At 69.8% G+C, this 16,944-nt stretch carries 15 protein-coding genes; 8 read left to right on the top strand and 7 right to left on the bottom strand.

Features of this window, described 5'->3' with window-relative positions; genetic code table 11:
• Positions 1-5 precede the first annotated feature (5 nt).
• From ASD43_RS08695 to ASD43_RS08675, 5 genes are read right to left on the bottom strand one after another with little or no spacing between them, the layout of a single operon-like run.
• A complete protein-coding gene (locus ASD43_RS08695) occupies positions 6-842 on the bottom strand; it encodes an ATP-binding cassette domain-containing protein (RefSeq protein ID WP_056416160.1) in 837 nt (278 codons plus the stop codon).
• Positions 839-1,702, bottom strand: coding sequence for an ABC transporter ATP-binding protein (locus ASD43_RS08690; protein WP_056416157.1), 864 nt, complete (start codon positions 1,700-1,702; stop codon positions 839-841). Before ASD43_RS08690 ends, ASD43_RS08695 begins: the two co-directional genes overlap by 4 nt.
• Entirely contained in the window at positions 1,699-2,679 is a 981-nt protein-coding gene (locus tag ASD43_RS08685; RefSeq protein ID WP_056416153.1) for an ABC transporter permease, read from the bottom strand. Before ASD43_RS08685 ends, ASD43_RS08690 begins: the two co-directional genes overlap by 4 nt.
• Entirely contained in the window at positions 2,672-3,667 is a 996-nt protein-coding gene (locus tag ASD43_RS08680; RefSeq protein ID WP_056416150.1) for an ABC transporter permease, read from the bottom strand. The genes ASD43_RS08685 and ASD43_RS08680 overlap by 8 nt, the downstream gene beginning before the upstream one ends.
• Before the next feature lie 37 nt (positions 3,668-3,704).
• Positions 3,705-5,393 (bottom strand): ABC transporter substrate-binding protein, encoded by a 1,689-nt coding sequence (locus tag ASD43_RS08675; protein ID WP_056416146.1) that lies wholly within the window; start codon positions 5,391-5,393, stop codon positions 3,705-3,707.
• Positions 5,394-5,636: 243 nt separating this feature from the next.
• Here ASD43_RS08675 and ASD43_RS08670 point away from each other — a divergent pair, with 243 nt between their 5' ends.
• Genes ASD43_RS08670 through ASD43_RS08640 form a run of 7 tightly spaced genes read left to right on the top strand, consistent with a single transcriptional unit; the run spans position 5,637 to position 12,969 of the window.
• Complete coding sequence (locus ASD43_RS08670) at positions 5,637-6,353, top strand: NUDIX hydrolase (protein WP_056416144.1); 717 nt, start codon at positions 5,637-5,639, stop codon at positions 6,351-6,353.
• A complete protein-coding gene (nadA, locus tag ASD43_RS08665; RefSeq protein WP_056416141.1) occupies positions 6,350-7,684 on the top strand; it encodes a quinolinate synthase NadA in 1,335 nt (444 codons plus the stop codon). The genes ASD43_RS08670 and nadA overlap by 4 nt, the downstream gene beginning before the upstream one ends.
• Entirely contained in the window at positions 7,684-9,195 is a 1,512-nt protein-coding gene (nadB, locus tag ASD43_RS08660) for an L-aspartate oxidase (RefSeq protein ID WP_056416138.1), read from the top strand. Before nadA ends, nadB begins: the two co-directional genes overlap by 1 nt.
• Positions 9,195-10,046: a carboxylating nicotinate-nucleotide diphosphorylase gene (gene nadC, locus ASD43_RS08655; protein ID WP_056416135.1), complete on the top strand. Its 852-nt coding sequence runs from the start codon at positions 9,195-9,197 to the stop codon at positions 10,044-10,046. Before nadB ends, nadC begins: the two co-directional genes overlap by 1 nt.
• 4 nt (positions 10,047-10,050) lie before the next feature.
• Complete coding sequence (locus ASD43_RS08650; RefSeq protein ID WP_056416132.1) at positions 10,051-11,187, top strand: cysteine desulfurase family protein; 1,137 nt, start codon at positions 10,051-10,053, stop codon at positions 11,185-11,187.
• A 40-nt stretch (positions 11,188-11,227) separates the two neighbouring features.
• Complete coding sequence (locus ASD43_RS08645; RefSeq protein WP_056416129.1) at positions 11,228-12,175, top strand: glycosyltransferase family 2 protein; 948 nt, start codon at positions 11,228-11,230, stop codon at positions 12,173-12,175.
• A gap of 20 nt (positions 12,176-12,195) precedes the next feature.
• Positions 12,196-12,969: an SDR family NAD(P)-dependent oxidoreductase gene (locus ASD43_RS08640; protein ID WP_056416126.1), complete on the top strand. Its 774-nt coding sequence runs from the start codon at positions 12,196-12,198 to the stop codon at positions 12,967-12,969.
• 11 nt (positions 12,970-12,980) lie between these two features.
• Here ASD43_RS08640 and ASD43_RS08635 read toward each other — a convergent pair whose 3' ends face one another.
• The gene (locus tag ASD43_RS08635) at positions 12,981-15,020 is read right to left on the bottom strand and encodes an ABC transporter ATP-binding protein (RefSeq protein ID WP_442922230.1); all 2,040 of its coding nucleotides are present in this window, start codon (positions 15,018-15,020) and stop codon (positions 12,981-12,983) included.
• 204 nt (positions 15,021-15,224) lie between these two features.
• On the opposite strand from ASD43_RS08635, the gene ASD43_RS08630 reads away from it, so the two are divergent.
• Complete coding sequence (locus ASD43_RS08630; RefSeq protein WP_056416122.1) at positions 15,225-16,706, top strand: MDR family MFS transporter; 1,482 nt, start codon at positions 15,225-15,227, stop codon at positions 16,704-16,706.
• Between the two features lie 52 nt (positions 16,707-16,758).
• Here the strand turns inward: ASD43_RS08630 and ASD43_RS17310 are convergent, their stop codons facing one another.
• Complete coding sequence (locus ASD43_RS17310; RefSeq protein WP_162247462.1) at positions 16,759-16,905, bottom strand: hypothetical protein; 147 nt, start codon at positions 16,903-16,905, stop codon at positions 16,759-16,761.
• Between the last annotated feature and the right edge of the window lie 39 nt (positions 16,906-16,944).

Genomic DNA, 16,944 nt, shown 5'->3' with positions numbered 1-16,944 from the left:
CGCCGTCAGCGGCCGGCGATCTCTGCGCGGACCTCGTCGCGCAGACGCCCCAGGTTCTCGGGCTCGGGTGCGGCGCCGAGCAGCGTCTTCGTGTACTCGTGCTGCGGGTCGAGGATCACCGCGTCCGCGGGGCCGCGCTCGACCACATCGCCCTTGTAGAGCACCATGATCTCGTCGCTGAAGTGCCGCGCCGTCGCGAGGTCGTGCGTGATGTACAGCACGCCGAGCCGGTCTTCGCGCTGCAGGTCGGCGAGCAGATTCAGCACGCCGAGGCGGATCGAGACGTCGAGCATCGAGACCGGCTCGTCGGCGACGATGAACCGGGCACCGGGAGCGAGGGCGCGAGCGATGGCGACCCGCTGACGCTGACCGCCGGAGAGCTCGTGGGGTCGGCGCTCGGCGAAGCTCTCGCCGGGGGTGAGTCGCACCCGCTCCAGAAGCTCCAGCGCCCGCGAGCGCACCTCGTCGCCCGACAGCTGCGGGTGGTGCAGGCGGATCGGGCGCTCCAGGTGGTGGAGGATCGTGTGGAACGGGTTGAGTGACGCGAACGGGTCCTGGAAGACCATCTGCACCTGCGACCGATAGTGCTCGAGGGCTCGACCCCGCGACGCGGTCTGCTCTCCGTCCAGCAAGATCCGGCCGCTCGTGGGCGTCTCGAGCTTCATCAGCATCCGGGCGATCGTCGATTTGCCCGAGCCGGATTCGCCGACCAGCGCGACGGTCCGTCCGGCCTCGATCGTGAACGAGACGTCCTTCACGGCGTGGAGGACCGAGGTCGCAAGCCCCGACCGCAGCGTGAAGTCCTTGACGAGGTTGCGTGCTTCGAGAGTGGGTGCGCTCATCGGATCTCCTCCTGGCTCGGCCGGGTGCCGGTGCGGACGAAGTCGCCGCGCGCGCCGGTCAGGCTCGGGAAGCTCGACAGCAGACGCTTCGTGTATTCGTGCTGCGGGGTGCGGTAGATCTCCTCCGCCGTCCCCTCCTCGACGATCTGCCCCTGCAGCATGACCGCGATGCGGTCGCTGATCTCGATCAGCATCGGCAGATCGTGGGTGATGAAGATCACCGCGAATCCGAGCCGCTCGCGCAGCCGCATGATCTCGCGGATGATCCCGCGCTGCACCACGACGTCCAGCGCCGTGGTGGGCTCGTCCATGATCATCACCTGCGGATCGAGCGCGAGCGCCATCGCGATCATCATGCGCTGGCGCATGCCGCCCGACAGCTCGTGCGGGAAGCTCGTGAGCCGTGACGGATCGACCCCGACCAGCGTGAGCAGCTCCTCGGCTCTCGCCTGCTTGTCCTTCTGGGACATCCCCGGGCGATGAGTGTCGAAGATGTCGAAGATCTGCGCACGCACGCTGATCACGGGGTTCAGCGAGTTCATCGCCCCCTGGAAGACCATCGAGATCTTGTCCCATCGGAACGCCCGCAGGCCCTCTCCGTCGAGTGCGACGATGTCGACGTCGTGGCCATCGCGGTCGTGGAACACGATCTCACCGCCGGTCATCAGCGCCGGCGCCTTGAGCAGACGGTTCATGCCGTAGGCGAGCGTCGTCTTACCGCAGCCCGACTCTCCCGCGAGACCGAGGATCTCGCCGCGGTTGAGGGTGAGGGAGACGTCGCGCACGGCCTTCACCGGCGGATCGACCTCGTACTCGATGGAGACGTTGCGTGCCGTCAGCACCGCCTGCGGAGCGCTCATGCGACGATTCCCTTCGTCTTGGCGGCCCTGCGCACCCGGCGGGCGGCGTCGGGGGCATTGCGGAGCTTGGGGTTGATGACCTCGTCGATCGCGAAGTTGATCAGCGCCAGACCGGCACCGAGCACGGCGATCATGACCCCCGGGGGAACGAACCACCACCAGGCTCCGCGACCGAGCGCCTGGCCGGACTGCGCGTCGTTGAGGATCGTGCCCCAGGTGATCGATGAGTTGGGTCCGAGTCCGAGGTAGGACAGACCCGCCTCGCCGAGGATCGCGAAGATGATCGCGAACAGGAACTGGGCGGTGAGCAGCGGGAGCAGGTTCGGCATGATCTCGACGAGGATGACGCGGAACGAGCGCTCCCCCGCGACCTTCGACGCGTACACGTAATCGCGGGTGCGCAGCGAGCGCGTCTGCAGGCGCAGCACGTAGGCGGCGCCGGCCCACGAGGTGATCCCGAGCACGAAGGCGACGAGCTGCCAGCTGCGCTGCGGGACGAAGGAGGCGATGACCATGACCAGCGGGAGTCCGGGGATCACGATCATCACGTTGGTCAGCAGCGCCAGGGCGTCTTCGCGCCATCCGCCGAGGTAGCCGGCGAGCACGCCGAAGACCAGCGACAGGACGATCGCGATGCCGCCCGCGACGACGCCGACGAGCAGAGACCCCTGCGCACCGATCGCGAGCTGGGCGAACATGTCGTTGCCGAGCTTCGTCGTGCCCAGCCAGTGCTCGCCGGACGGCGGCAGCAGGGCCGGATTGTCGGAGCTGCGCGGGTTCTGCGAGAAGATCGGCGCGATGATCGCGAACAGCACGATCGCGAGCACCAGGGTCACCCCGACGACGAACTTCGTCGACGAGGTGGGGAGGATGCGGCGACGCCGACGTCCTCGCTGCGTGGCCAGCGAGATCGTGCTCGCCGGCTGGGTCATCGGCTGATCCTTGGTGATCAGCACGGCGTTGTCGGTGTCAGACATTCTGGCGAGCCCTCGGGTCGATGAAGCCATAGACCAGGTCCATGATGAAGTTGGCGGCGAGCACCGTGATGGTGATGACGAGGAAGAGTCCCTGCATCAGCGCGTAGTCGTTGTTGGTGACGGCCTGGAACATCAGCTTCCCGATGCCGGGATAGGTGAACACCTGCTCCATCACGATGGAGCCGGCGACCACGAAGCCGAGCGTGATCGAGAAGCCGGCGATCGAGGGGATCGCGGCGTTCCTCGCGGCATACGTCGTCATGATGCGCCGCGGGCGCAGCCCCTTCGCCTCCGCGGTGAGGACGTAGTCCTCGGCCATGGTCTGCACCATCATGTTGCGCATCCCGAACATCCAGCCGCCGACCGACGAGATGACGATGGTGAGCGCCGGGAGCACCGCATGCGAGAGGGCGTTCGAGAAGAACGCCCACGTCGGCTCCGGGCCGTCGGGGAAGTCGAAGACGTCGTAGCCGCCGAAGATCGGGAACCATCCGAGTCCGACGGCGAAGACGGAGACCAGCAGCAGCGCCATCCAGAAGTACGGGATGGACTGCAGCACCGTGGTCGCCGGAATGAGGTGGTCGACCCAGGTGCCGCGCTTCCACCCCGCCCAGGCGCCGAGCACGACGCCGAGGATGAAGGAGATGACCGTCACCGTGCCCACGAGCACGAGGGTCCACGGCAGCGCCTGCCCGATCAGCTCGCTCACCGGGGTGGGGAACTTGGTGACCGAGACGCCCAGATCGCCCTGGAACATGCGACCCCAGTACGCCAGGTACTGCTCCCAGAGAGAGGAGTCGTCACCGCCGAGCAGCAGCTTGATGTTGCGGATGGTGGTCTCGGAGACCTCTCCGCCCGCCCGCTGCATCTTGGCGATCATGATGTCGGCCGGGTTCCCCGGCATGAGCCGGGGAAGCAGGAAGTTGAGTGAGATCGCGGCCCACAGCGTGAATGCGTAGAACCCGACCCTTCGTGCATAGAACTTCATGTCACAGACCGCGCTTCCTGCTCCCCGACACCACGTCCTACTCGACCGGCTCGAGATGCGTCAGGACGTATCCCGCCGCGATCGCGCCCCAGGACGGCGGGAAGGCGTAGAGGTCGTCTTCTGTCGGCCAGCCCGTGAAGTCCTTCGTGTTGTAGAAGGTCTGCGTGGCGTTGATCACGAGCGGGATGTAGGGCAGGTCACGGACGATCTCGGTCTGGATCGTGCCGTACAGCGCCTTCTTCTCGGCCTCGTCGTCGGTGCTGATCGCGGACTGGATCGCCTGGTCGACGACCGGGTTGCTGTACCGGCTGAAGTTCCAGCGCCCTGCCGGGACCTCGCTGCCGACCGGAGCCGTCGACTCGACCGCGGTTCCACCGAACCAGTCGCGGTAGATCTGGAACGGGTCGGCCACCGAGGTGCCGATGACACCGCCGACGATCAGCTGGAAGTCCCCACCCTGACGGGCGTCGGAGAACTCCTGCCACTGCACGGTCGACGCGGTGATCTTGATGCCGGCCGCCTCGGCCTGCTCGGCGATCAGCTTGGCCGCGTCGTTGTAGTCGGTCCATCCGTCGACGGAGATGAGACTCAGCTCGAGCGGCTTCCCGTCCTTCGCGTAGAAGTCGCCGTCCTTCGTGTACCCCGCGGCCTCGAGGATGTCGCCCGCCTCGGCGGCGTCCGCCTCCTGGGGGCTGACCTCGTCGGCCGCATCGGCCACCCACTTCTCATCGCGCGGCAGCAGCGCGAACGTGGGCGAGATGTCGCCGGTCAGACCGACGAAGGCCTTGTCCTTGATGGCGGCGCGGTCGATCGCCACGTTGAGGGCCTGGCGCACCGCGACGTCCGTCTGCGGGCCGGTGCAACCGAGCTCGGCGTTCGCGCAGGTGTAGAGGACCGTGGGGTCCTGAGGGGTGTTGATCCAGTCGATCGCCCCGTTCGCGGTCACGTCGTCGGGGTTCGGGATGAACATGCCCGTCCAGTCGAGCTTGCCGGCGGCAAGGAGATCCTGCGCCGTCTGGTTGTTGTCGACCGCGATGTACTGGACCTTCTTCACTCCGAGCTCGTCGGCGTCGCGGAAGTTCTCGTTGGCGACGAGCGTGTACGACTCGCTCGTGGTCTTGTCGACGACGTAGGCCCCCGAGCCGACCGGCTCTTCGTTCGCGAAGTTCGCGAAGTCGGTGACGTCGGCCCAGATGTGCTCGGGGAGGATGTAGGTCGACCCGAGGCGCTGGAACTCGGTCGTGTACTGCGCGCTCGTGTACGTGAGCACGACGGTGGTGTCGTCGGTGGCCTCCGCCGAGACGAGGCCGTTGCCCTCCGGGTTGTTCGCCTCGTAGGTGAACGAGAAGGCGACATCGGCCGCCGTGAGAGGCTCGCCGTCGCTCCACAGCAGGTCGGGCTTGATGGTGATCGTGATCGCCGTGCCGTCGTCGTTGTACTCGTAGGCGTCGCCGATCAGCCCGACGGGCTCGGAGTCCGCGGTCTTGTTGAAGAAGAACAGCGGCTCGTAGATCGGACCGAGCGCGCCGTGCAGCACGGTGGGTGCGAACGGGTTGTAGTTCGCGGTGATGGGCGTCTGGCTTCCCGCCCAGACACGCAGGGCGCGGTCTCCGTCTCCTCCGCTCCCCTCGCTGCCGCCTGCGCCACAGGCGGTCAAACCCAGGACGAGGACGGATGCCCCCGCCACAGCGGTGAGCGCGATCTTGCGCCTTCCGTTACGGATCATTCTGTATTTCCTCTCGGTGCTGCACTGCAGGAGGGATCTCCGGATGGAGCCGCGCCCCGGAACCGGGACTCGTGACAGATCCCGGGAAGGGATTTGTTAGGACAGTAACCTAACAAATTACCCACGGGGCGACAAGCATTCGGGAGGCGGCCGTATAACGTTTCGGCCTCGGCGCCGCGTCCGTCACACAGGTGCACTAAGTGTCCAGATGACACTAAGATCGATCCGGAGGTTAAGGTAACTATGACTCAAACCAGGGGAATCGATGTCGCCGTGTCGACGGTCATCCTCACGCTGCGCCGCACCGACGACGGGGCGGCCGGGCTCGCACTCCCCCTGGTGCTGCGCACCCGCGAGCCGTTCGCCGGACAGTGGGCATTGCCCGGCGGCTGGCTCACCACGGTCGAATCCCCCGTCGATGCCGCGGCCCGCACCCTCGCCGAGACCACCGGCCTCACGCCGAGCTACCTCGAGCAGCTGTACGCGTTCGGCGCCGTCGACCGCTCCCCCACCCGCGTCGTCTCGATCGTCTACTGGGCGCTGCTGCGCCAGGACGACGTCGATGCGCAGAGCGCCGCGCACCGCGCATCCGGCCGCGCGCCCGAGAACGTGCGCTGGTTCGATCTCGACGACCTCCCGCCGCTCGCGTTCGACCATCGCGCGATCATCGACTACGCCCTGTGGCGCCTGCGCAACAAGGTCGGCTACAGCCGCGTCGCACACGGCTTCCTCCCCGCCGAGTTCACCCTGGCCGATCTCCGCGAGGCCTACGAGGCGATCCTCGGCAGACAGCTCGACCCGGCGAACTTCCGACGCCAGGTGGAGAGCTCGGGGACCCTGCTGCCCACCGACCGGTTCCGCACCGGCAGCCACCGCCCCGCCCGCCTGTACCGATACAACACCGACGTCGAACTGGCCGACCACGGCCCGCTCGGCCCCGACGAGACGAGTACCCGATGAGCATCACCTTCCTTCCGACGCCGGACGTGCCGGCGATCGACGCCTCCGTCGATCACGCGATCCGGTCGATCGTGTCCGGCGCCTCCACGGATGCCACCTGCGCGACCGATCTCGCGCTCGGGCCCTGGGACTTCGACACACGGCCCGGGTACGGTCCCGGCTCATCGATGGGCGACGTGATCCCCACCGGCGCCCCACGCCAGGGGGAGCTCCCCGCCTCGTACCGCGAGGCGGGCGAGGACGAGCTCGACCACCGCATCCGCGCAGCCAAAGCGGCCCTGGGCGACCGCGTGGTCGTGCTCGGCCACTTCTACCAGCGGGAGGAGGTGGTGCGTCACGCCGACTACGTGGGCGACTCCTTCCAGCTCGCCACCGCGGCGAAGGCGCGCACGGATGCCGAGGCCATCGTCTTCTGCGGAGTGCACTTCATGGCCGAGACGGCCGATCTGCTCTCCGGCCCCGACCAGGCCGTGATCCTGCCCAACCTCGCCGCCGGCTGCTCGATGGCCGACATGGCCGACATCGACCAGGTCGAGGACTGCTGGGAGCAGCTGTCCGAGGTGTTCGGCGATCTCGACGCCGTCGACGAGAGCGGACGGGTCCCGGTGATCCCCGTGACCTACATGAACTCCTCCGCCGCGATCAAGGGATTCGTCGGCAGGCACGGCGGCATCGTGTGCACGTCGTCGAATGCCGAGACCGTGCTGGAATGGGCCTTCGAGCGGGGCCGGCGCGTGCTGTTCTTCCCCGACCAGCATCTGGGCCGCAACACCGCGAAGGCGATGGGCGTGCCTCTCGACAGGATGCCGATGTGGAACCCGCGCGCGGCGCTCGGAGGCTCCTCCGCCACGGAGCTGCTCGACTCGCGCGTCATCCTGTGGCACGGGTTCTGCTCGGTCCACCGTCGCTTCTCCGTCGCGCAGATCGAGAAGGCGCGGGCGAAGCACCCGGGTGTGCGGGTGATCGTGCACCCCGAATGCCCGATGGAGGTCGTCGATGCCGCCGACGAGGCGGGATCGACCGACTACATCCGCCGCGCGATCGCCGCCGCGACCACGCCGACGACCTTCGCGATCGGCACCGAGATCAACCTGGTCCGACGCCTCGCCGCGCAGTTCCCGCAGCACGAGATCTTCTGTCTCGATCCGGTGGTGTGCCCCTGCTCGACGATGTACCGCATCCACCCGGGGTATCTCGCGTGGGTGCTCGAGGAACTCGTCGCCGGACGCACCCCGAACCGCATCACGGTGACGGCGGATGTGGCGGATCCCGCGCGGATCGCCCTCGAGCGGATGCTGGCGGCGAAGCCGCCCGTGATCGCGGGCCCCTGATGGAGGTGATCGTCGCGGGCTCCGGCATCGCCGGGCTCACCGCCGCCCTTCATGCGCACGAGGCCGGCCACACGGTCACCGTCGTGACGAAGGGCGCGCTGGGCGACGGCTGCACCGGATACGCCCAGGGCGGCGTCGCCGGGAGCTACGGCGCCGGCGACTCCGCCGCCGAGCACGCGACCGACACGATGACGGCGGGAGCGGGGCTGTCCGACCCCGCGGCCGTCGACGTGCTCGTCCGCGACGCGACGGCCAGGATCACCGAGCTGATCGCCCGCGGTGTCGCGTTCGATCGCTCCGCCGCAGGCGCACTCCTGCGCGGGCGCGAGGCCGCGCACAGCCATGCGCGCATCGTGCACGCCGGCGGCGACGCGACCGGCGCGGCGATCACCCGGGCGCTGGTGCACGCCACCCGCGCGGCACGGGTGGCCGTGATCGAGTACGCGTTCCTCGTCGATCTGCTCGTCGAGGGCGGCGTCGCCCACGGCATCCGGGTGCTGATCGGCGGCGTCACGACGGATCTCACCGCGGATGCCGTCATCCTCGCCACCGGAGGGGCCGGTCAGCTCTATGCGCACACGACGAATCCGGCCGGCACGACCGGTGACGGCATCGCTGCGGCACTGCGCGCGGGTGCGGTCGTGAGAGATCTGGAGTTCGTCCAGTTCCATCCGACGGTCCTCCTCGATGCGGGCACTCCGTTCCTCGTCTCGGAGGCCGTGCGCGGCGAGGGGGCGACGCTTCTCGACGCCGACGGTCGACGATTCGTGTTCGACAGCCATCCCGACGGCGAACTCGCTCCCCGTGACGTCGTGTCGCGGGCGATCGCACGACAGGCCGCCGCGCAGGGATCGCCCGTGCGGCTGGATGCGACGATGCTCGGAGCGCCGGCGCTGGCCCGCCGGTTCCCGACGATCGACCGGGTGACCCGCGAGCGCGGATTCGACTGGGCGTCGGAGCCGATCCCGGTGACGCCGGCGGCGCACTACCTGATGGGAGGCGTCGCCACAGACCTCGCCGGACGCACATCGCTCCCCCAGCTCCTCGCGGTCGGCGAGGTCGCTCGAACCGGCGTGCACGGGGCGAACCGACTCGCCTCGAACTCGCTGCTCGAGGGCGTGGTGTTCGGAGCGCGAGCGGCGGCCGCGCTCGACGCGCCCTGGCCGGCCGGGTCCGTTCCGGCCGTGGCACCGGGCCCCGCCCCGACGGACGGAGCACCCCCTTCGACGCGTCCGTCGGCGGGCGTCCCCGTCTTCTCCCGCGCGGCCCTGCAGCAGCTGATGTGGGACCGTGTCGGGCTGCTCAGATCCGCCGAGGGGCTGGGGCAGGCGCTCGACACGCTCGATGCCTGGCGCGCCGACTCGCGGCATCCCCGCACGGTCGCGGAGCACGAGGAGCAGAATCTCCTGCTGCTCGGGTTCGCCACGGCGACCGCCGCCCTCACCCGCACCGACTCGGTCGGTGCGCACTTCCGCGAACCCGCACCCTCACCCGTTCTGGAGACCGTCTGATGCTCACGCCCGCCATCCTCACCCGCGTCGTCGCGGCCGCCCTCGACGAGGACGCGCCCTGGGGCGACCTGACCAGCGTGACGCTGCTGCCGGCGGATGCCACGGCGAACGCCGATCTGGTCGCGCGGGAACCCGGTGTCTTCAGCGGCGGTGCCGTCTTCTCGACAGCCTTCACCCTCACCGATCCGACCCTGACCGTCGACGTGCACGTCGGCGACGGCGACACGTTCGCCACGGGCGACGTGCTCGCCTCGGTGTCGGGGACGGCTCGGAGCATCCTCACCGCCGAGCGCGTCGCACTGAACTTCACCCAGCGCATGAGCGGGATCGCCACCCTCACCGCCGCGTATGTGCGTGCGATCGAGGGAACCGCGGCGCGCATCGCCGACACACGCAAGACCACTCCGGGCCTTCGGGCCTTCGAGCGCCACGCGGTGGTGTCCGGCGGCGGACGCAATCACCGGCATTCGCTGTCGGACGCCGTGATGGCGAAGGACAACCACCTCGCGGTGCTGCAGCGCTCCGGCCTCGATCTCGCCGTCGCCCTGCGCGACGCGCTCGCCGCGCTCCCCCACACCACTCATGTGGTGGTCGAGGTCGACAGGCTCGATCAGATCGCCGCCGTGATCGACGGCGGCGCCCACACGGTGCTGCTCGACAACTTCTCGCTCGACGACCTGAGGGCGGGGGTGGCGCTCATCGGCGGCAGGGCGCAGACCGAGGCCTCCGGCGGCGTCGATCTCGAGACGGTGGGTGCGATGGCCGCGACCGGGGTCGACGTGATCTCGGTCGGGGCGCTCACGCATTCGGCGCGTGCCCTCGACCTCGGCCTCGACGTGCGGATCGACTGAACGGATGCTCTACCTCGACCATGCTGCGACGGCTCCGGTGCGACCGGAGGTGCTCGACGCGATGCGCCCGTACCTCACCGGGACGTTCGGCAATCCGTCGAGCCATCACACCTACGGCGAGGCGGCGGCGTCGGCGCTCGACGACGCACGGGCGAGGGTCGCCCGCGTGCTGGGGGTGCGGGCTGGCGATGTGGTGTTCACGGCGGGCGGCACCGAGGCGAACAACCTCGCGGTGAAGGGGATCGTGCTCGCCGCTCTCGGCGCGGGGCGGCGCCATCTGGTGGTCTCGCCGATCGAGCACGAGTCGATCCTGGAGTCGGCGGACTTCCTGCGCCGATTCCACGATGTCGAGGTGACGATGCCGGTGGTCGACGCGTGGGGGCGGATCTCCGCCGACGCTCTGCGCGCGCAGGTCCGAGACGACACGGCCCTGGTCGCCCTGGGACACGCGAACAACGAGATCGGCACGGTCCAGGACGTCGCGGGACTCGCCGCGGTGACGCATGCCACGGGCGCCGCGCTGCACCTCGACGCGGTGCAGTCCGCGGGATGGCTGCCGCTGGACGGACTCGGCGCGGATGCCGTCGCCATCGCCGGTCACAAGATCGGCGCCCCGAAGGGGATCGGCGCCCTGGCGGTACGAGGGCGCATCCCCCTCGAACCCCTCCTGCACGGAGGCGGTCAGGAGCGCGGTCGCCGCTCGGGCACCGAGAACGTCGCGGGCGCCGTCGGTCTCGCCGTCGCGCTCGAGCTGGCCGAGGCCGAGCGTGAGGCGGCGAGCGCACGGGTGGGCGCGGCCACCCGCCGCGTCATCGCCGGGATCCTCGCGGCCGTCCCGCAGGCGGTGCTGACGGGAGACCCGGAGGGGCGACTCCCCGCCACCGCGAGCTTCACCTTCGCGGGCGTGAGCGGCGAGGCGGTGCTCCTCGAGCTCGAGCGTCGGGGCGTCGTGTCGTCGAGCGGCTCCGCGTGCGCGGCCGGGAGCGACGACCCCTCCCACGTGCTCCTCGCCTGCGGGGTGGATCCCGCGGTCGCGCAGAGTGCGGTGCGCTTCACCTTCGGTCGCGAGACGCTGCCCGACGACCTTCCCCCACGGCTCGCCGCCCTCGTCGCCGAGTCCGTGCGCGCCGTCGCCGGGTGAGCGGACGGGTGCGACGCGCGGGCGGCTCTAGACTCGGCTCGTGACCGCCTCCGCACCGCTCGTGACCGTGATCGTCCCCGGCCGCGACATCGGCGGATTCGCACCCGCCGCTCTCGACTCGCTCCTGGCGCAGACCGAGCGCCGGTGGCAGGCGATCCTCGTCGACGACGGGTCCACCGACGACACCGGGGAGATCTTCGCGGCGGCCGCAGCCTCCGACCGCCGCTTCCGGGCTCTCACCCACGCGGCGTCCCGTGGTCTCGGCGCCGCTCGCAACGCGGCGCTCGACCTGGTCGACACGCCCCTCGTCGGGTTCCTCGACGGCGACGACGAGCTCACCCCCACCGCCCTCGAACGCCTGAGCGGCACGCTCGCCGAGACCGGCAGCGACCTGGTCGCGGGGGCCTACGTGCGGTCGCGCTTCGATGGCGAACGCTACCTCCCCGGTCGGGTGCAGCCCTGGGTGGCCGCGGCGACGTCGCCGGCACGGATGGACACCACGATCCTGGAGCACCCCGCGGCGAGTGCGAACATCGTCGCCTGGTCGAAGATGAGCCGGACCGAGCTGTGGCGCGATGTGCGGTTCCCCGAGGGTGTCGCCTACGAGGATCAGATCGTCGCCCAACTGCTCTACACCCGCGCTCGGGCCTTCGACGTGATCCCCGACACGGTCGTGCGGTGGCGGCTGCGTGCCGACGGCACGTCCATCACGCAGGGGCGCGCGCAGCTACGGGTGGTGCGCGACTACCTCGCCGCGCTCCGCGGCGGCATCCGCGTGCTGCACGAGGCGGGAGCCCGCGCGGCGGTCGTCGCCCGACTCGAACTGATCCTCGCGATGGATCTGCCTCCCCTTCTCGACATCGCCGCGACCCATCCCGACCCCGAGTACTCGGCGGTCGTGGCGTCGTTCGTCGCCGACATCGAGGCGCTGCCCGAGTTCGGCGACGCCCACCCCGACCCCGCACTCGCCGCCGCCCTGGCGTGGTGACGCCGCAACCCCGGAGACTCATGAACGACTACCTCGCCGACCTCTTCGCGCTCGACGGCCGCACGGCCGTGGTCACAGGAGGAAGCTCGGGCATCGGTCGCGGCATCGCCACCGCCCTCGCACGGGCCGGAGCGGCGACCGTCGTCGTCGCGCGCGGCGAGGAGCGGATCGCGCAGACGGTCGGAGAGCTGACGGATGCCGGCTGCCGCGCGGCGGGTGTCGTCGGAGACCTGAGCACACGCGCTGGCATCCGCGCGCTGGCCGAGGCCGCGGCGCAGCCGTTCGGAGAACCCGACATCCTGGTGAACTCGGCAGGGATCAACATCCGGCCGCCGTTCGCCGAGATCTCCGAGGCCGACTGGGACGCGAGCATGACCGTGAACACGCTCGCCCCGCTGCTGCTCGGGCAGCGCTATGCCGTGGGCATGGCCGAACGCGGGTTCGGCCGACTGATCCACATCAGCTCCCAGCAGGCCCACCGCGCGTTCGTCGGCAGCGGGGTCTACGGCGTCTCGAAGGGCGCGGTCGAATCTCTGATGCGGTCGGAGGCCGAGGCCTGGGGCGGCACCGGCGTGACCAGCAACACCCTCGTGCCGGGGTTCGTGCTCACGCCGCTCAACGCGCGATTGCAGGAGGACCCCGCGCAGATCACCGCGCTGGCCGCGCGCACCATGATCGGCCGCAACGGACTGCCGGAGGACTTCGCCGCGGCGGCCGTCTTCCTCGCGGGCGCGGGATCGGGATACGTGACGGGCCACTCGCTGTTCGTCGACGGCGGTCTGTCGGTGCACTGACGATCCGGCGCTCAGTCCTCCGCCGGGTGGACCCTCTCGTCCGCGCGGGCCACGTCGAGCAGCGGCACCGGCGCGGTGAGCGCGGCGACCGCATCCGCCCCCGCGGAATCGTGGGGTGCCCGATCGGCCCGCCGGTCGGGCAGCGCCGCCCGCACACCGCCGGTGACCGTGCTCTCGACGACGGCCTCGGTCTGGATCACCCGTGACGCCGCGACCTGCTGCGCCGCGAGCTCCGCGTAGAGGCCACCCCGGGCGATCAGCTCGGAGTGGGTGCCGGACTCGACGATCTGGCCGGCCTCGAGCACATGGATGACGTCGGCGCCGATCACGGTCGACAGGCGGTGCGCGATGGTCAGTGTCGTCCGTCCCTTGGCTGCCTCGTCGAGCGCCTCCTGCACGACACGCTCCGAGACGGTGTCGAGAGCGGAGGTGGCCTCGTCGAGCAGCAGCACCGGCGGATCCTTCAGCAGCACCCGGGCGATCGCGATGCGCTGCTTCTCGCCGCCGGAGAGGCGATAGCCGCGCTCGCCGACGATCGTGTCGTACCCGTCTTCGAATCCGGCGATGATGTGGTGGATGTTCGCAGCCGTGCATGCCGCGATCAGCTCGTCCTCCGTCGCCTCCGGACGGGCGTAGAGCAGGTTGTCGCGGATCGTGGCGTGGAACAGGTACGTCTCCTGCGACACGATGCCGACCTGGTCGATGATCGACTCCTGGGTGAGCGTGCGCACGTCGGCGCCCGCGAAGAGCACCGCACCGCCCGCAGCCTCGTACAGGCGCGGCGCCAGGTAGAGGACCGTGGTCTTGCCTGCGCCCGACGGGCCGACGAACGCCACATGCTGCCCCGGCTCGGCGACGAAGGAGACGCCCTGGAGGGTCGGTCGCGCGTCGGCCGCCGCATCGGGGTAGCGGAAGACGACATCGTCGAACTCGATCCGGCCGCGCGGCCCCGGAGCATCGGCGACGGTGATCGCATCGGGCGCGTCCTGGATCTCCGGCACCAGATCGAGGTACTCGAAGATGCGCGCGAAGAGCGCCGATGACGTCTGCAGGTCGAGGGAGACGCGCATCAGCCCCATCAGCGGCTGCAGGAGGCGTGCCTGCACCGTTGTGAACGCGACGACGGTGCCGGCCGTGATCGCGCCGGTGCCGCCGGCGATCAGATACCCCGACACCAGGTAGATCACGGCGGGGACGCTCGCCATCAGCACCTGCACGACCGCGAAGAAGCCCTGACCGCTCATCGCCCGGCGCACCTGCAGCGTCACCTGGTTGCGGTTCTCGGCCTGGTAGCGCTGCGACTCGGTGCGCTGACGGTTGAACGCCTTGGACAGCAGCATCCCCGACACGCTCAGCGTCTCCTGGGTGATCGAGGTGAGCTCCGACAGGGACTCCTGCGTCTCGCCGGCGATCCGGGCCCGCACCTGTCCCACGCGTCGCTGCACCACGATGAGGAACGGCATCAGCACGACCGCGATCAGCGTGAGTCGCCAGTCGATCAGGATCATCGCGACGAGGGAGGCGATGACCGTGACGACGTTGCCGAGGATGCTGGTGACGGTGTTGGTGAGCACACCGGACACACCGCCGACGTCGTTCTGCAGTCTCGACTGGATCACGCCCGTCTTCGTCCGCGTGAAGAATCCGAGTTCCATCGCCTGCAGGTGCTCGAAGAGCCGCACCCGCAGATCTCCGGTGACGTTGTTGCCGACCGTCGAGGTCAACCAGGTCTGGGCGACGCCCAGGGCCGCGGAGACGAGGAAGAGGACGACCATGCCGCCGACGAGCCAGGCCAGCAGGTCGAGGTGCGGTCCCCCGCCGTCGACCGGGAACAGCCCCTCGTCGAAGATGCGCTGGACGATCAGCGGAGGGATCACCGCGATCCCGGCGCCGAGGATCACGAGCACCCCGGTCCAGAGGATCCGCCAGCGGTAGGGCCGGAACAGGGCGACCGCCCGCGCTCCCAGCCCGCTGATGCGCGGTGCCTCGGCGTTGAGTCGACGCTGCGCGTCCTCGTCGACGCCGCGGAACCCGCCGCGTACTCCACCCATGCTCATCCCGCCAGCGTAGTCAGGGCGGCGGACGGTCGGATCCGACGGCGTCGAACCGGCAGGCGACGCAGGCACCGGCGTCCGAGCGGGTGCAGCGGATTCGTGCGGATCCGGAATGAAATGTCGATGCCTGCCGTTACGCTGAATGGTCCACGCTCTCGCGTGCACCCTCCCTCCCCTCTTCTCGCGTGCCTTGGAGGCCGTATGTCTGCCGTCGACACCGGTTCGATCCCCACGCCCACTTCTTCCGCGCCGACGGGTGAGATCGCGCGCAGCGACATGCGCGTCATCTGGCTGCTCCTCGTCGCGGCGTTCGTCGCCATCCTCAACGAGACGACCATGGGCATCGCCATCCCGCACCTCAATGCGGATCTCGGCATCCCGCCCGAGCTCGGCCAGTGGCTGACGAGTGCGTTCATGCTCACCATGGCCGTCGTCATCCCGACCACCGGCTTCATCCTGCAGCGCTTCACCACGCGGCAGGTGTTCATCGCAGCGATGAGCCTCTTCTCCCTCGGCACCCTCGTCGCCCTGGTCGCGCCGGGATTCGCGGTGCTGCTCGCCGGTCGCGTGATCCAGGCCGCCGGCACCGGCATCATGATGCCGCTGCTCATGACGACGATCATGAACGTCGTGCCCGCCCAGTCGCGAGGACGCATGATGGGCCGCGTCGGCCTCGTCATCTCGCTGGCACCCGCGATCGGCCCGACCGTCGCCGGCGCCGTGCTCGAGACGCTGAACTGGCGCGCGCTGTTCGCGATCATTCTGCCGATCGCCTTGGTCTCGCTCCTCATCGGCGTGAAGTGGATGACCAATCTCGGCGAGACGCGCGCGGTGCCCCTCGACGTGCTGTCGATCCCGCTCGCCGCGCTCGGCTTCGGCGGCATCGTGTTCGGTCTAAGCCAGTTCGGCGGCGAGGGCGGATCCGGTGAGGCCGCGGGCATCACCTCGCTCGTCGTCGGCGCCGTCGCGCTCGCGCTGTTCGTCTGGCGTCAGCTCGTGCTGCAGCGTGTCGACGACGCGCTGCTCGACCTGCGGGTGTTCCGCTCGACGAACTTCACGCTCTCGGTCATCATCATGACGATCCTCGCGCTGTCGATGTTCGGCACTCTCACGCTGCTGCCGCAGTACCTGCAGAACGTCGCGGGTCTGAACGCCCTCGAGTCCGGTCTGATCCTGCTCCCCGGGTCCGTGCTGATGGGTCTGCTCGGCCCCGTCATGGGTCGCGTCTACGACGCCCGCGGCACCCGTCCGCTGCTGATCCCCGGCACGATCCTCGTGTCGGCCGCGCTGTTCTACTACTCGACGGTCGGCGAGCACACCGTGTGGTGGGTGCTGATCATCGTCCAGGCCGCGATGTCGGTGGGTCTGGCGATGTCGTTCACCCCGCTGTTCTCGGCGTCGCTGGGATCCCTGCAGCGCTCGCTGTACTCCCACGGGTCCGCGGTGCTGAACACCCTGCAGCAGGTCGGCGGCGCGGCGGGCGTGGCAGTGCTCACCGTGACCTATTCGGCGATCCTGCACGCGGGCGAGGCCGAGGGCCTGGCCACCGCGGCGGCCGGGGCACCCGGTGCACGCATGGCGTTCCTGATCGCGGCGATCATCTCACTGGCGGCGGTGGCCCTGAGCGCCTTCGTGCGCAAGCCCGCAGACGACGTCTCTGGCGGGGCCCACGGCGGGCACTGATCCGCAGCTCGCCGGATCCGGCGAGCGACGACGACCGCTGCGGCGGCGTCCGCTACTGCTGCGTCTTCGGCGCGGGGATGTGGCAGACGCCGCCGCTGCAGTATCCGACGGCGCCCTCCTCGAGCAGGTTCAGAGCGTCCGGAATCGTCTGGAGCACCGCGGGTGCTTCCTGCGCATCGGAGTCCTGTGACGTGGCCATCATTAGATGCTACGCCTGCTGCGGGGTGGAGGCGTCGAA

The organism is Microbacterium sp. Root553 (assembly GCF_001426995.1).
Classification (GTDB): Bacteria; Actinomycetota; Actinomycetes; order Actinomycetales; family Microbacteriaceae; genus Microbacterium.
Note: the sequence above shows the minus strand (reverse complement) of the source record. Positions and strands in the feature narration are given on the sequence as shown.

Excerpts from the sequence above, each read along its gene's own strand:
- ASD43_RS08695 (WP_056416160.1), bottom strand. The coding sequence starts at position 842 with ATGAGCGCACCCACTCTCGAAGCACGCAACCTCGTCAAGGACTTCACG.
- ASD43_RS08690 (WP_056416157.1), bottom strand. The coding sequence starts at position 1,702 with ATGAGCGCTCCGCAGGCGGTGCTGACGGCACGCAACGTCTCCATCGAG.
- ASD43_RS08685 (WP_056416153.1), bottom strand. The coding sequence starts at position 2,679 with ATGTCTGACACCGACAACGCCGTGCTGATCACCAAGGATCAGCCGATG.
- ASD43_RS08680 (WP_056416150.1), bottom strand. The coding sequence starts at position 3,667 with ATGAAGTTCTATGCACGAAGGGTCGGGTTCTACGCATTCACGCTGTGG.
- ASD43_RS08675 (WP_056416146.1), bottom strand. The coding sequence starts at position 5,393 with ATGATCCGTAACGGAAGGCGCAAGATCGCGCTCACCGCTGTGGCGGGG.
- ASD43_RS08670 (WP_056416144.1), top strand. The coding sequence starts at position 5,637 with ATGACTCAAACCAGGGGAATCGATGTCGCCGTGTCGACGGTCATCCTC.
- nadA (WP_056416141.1), top strand. The coding sequence starts at position 6,350 with ATGAGCATCACCTTCCTTCCGACGCCGGACGTGCCGGCGATCGACGCC.
- nadB (WP_056416138.1), top strand. The coding sequence starts at position 7,684 with ATGGAGGTGATCGTCGCGGGCTCCGGCATCGCCGGGCTCACCGCCGCC.
- nadC (WP_056416135.1), top strand. The coding sequence starts at position 9,195 with ATGCTCACGCCCGCCATCCTCACCCGCGTCGTCGCGGCCGCCCTCGAC.
- ASD43_RS08650 (WP_056416132.1), top strand. The coding sequence starts at position 10,051 with ATGCTCTACCTCGACCATGCTGCGACGGCTCCGGTGCGACCGGAGGTG.
- ASD43_RS08640 (WP_056416126.1), top strand. The coding sequence starts at position 12,196 with ATGAACGACTACCTCGCCGACCTCTTCGCGCTCGACGGCCGCACGGCC.
- ASD43_RS08635 (WP_442922230.1), bottom strand. The coding sequence starts at position 15,020 with ATGGGTGGAGTACGCGGCGGGTTCCGCGGCGTCGACGAGGACGCGCAG.
- ASD43_RS08630 (WP_056416122.1), top strand. The coding sequence starts at position 15,225 with ATGTCTGCCGTCGACACCGGTTCGATCCCCACGCCCACTTCTTCCGCG.
- ASD43_RS17310 (WP_162247462.1), bottom strand. The coding sequence starts at position 16,905 with ATGGCCACGTCACAGGACTCCGATGCGCAGGAAGCACCCGCGGTGCTC.